The organism is Bacteroides sp. 4_1_36, from assembly GCF_003466325.1.
Classification (GTDB): Bacteria; Bacteroidota; Bacteroidia; order Bacteroidales; family Bacteroidaceae; genus Bacteroides; species Bacteroides uniformis.
On the sequence record NZ_QSOX01000048.1, the window covers coordinates 3,869 to 4,132 of the forward strand.

Genomic DNA, 264 nt, shown 5'->3' on the forward strand with positions numbered 1-264 from the left:
TTATAGGCATACGTCAGCTTGTTGGTGGCACTTCCGTGCAGGGACTTTGATTGCAGTCTTCCCAAGTTGTCATACGCATAGTCGGCAAGGGTTATCTTGGTGCCGCCTAGCGTATGCTCCACCTTCAAGAGTCTGTCCGCATGGTCGTAGCTGTAAGTATACACTTCCGTGCGGGTTGTTTTTCCGCTTGCCGTGTGGGTATGGGTCACTGTAGCAGGCTTGTTTGTAAAAGTATAGACGGTAGCTGCTACATCATAACCACCC

General features: G+C 50.4%; 1 pseudogene. It reads right to left on the reverse strand.

What is annotated here, in order from left to right:
* Nucleotides 1-264 (reverse strand): annotated as a pseudogene (locus DXD65_RS21180) (RHS repeat-associated core domain-containing protein); the annotation flags it as partial.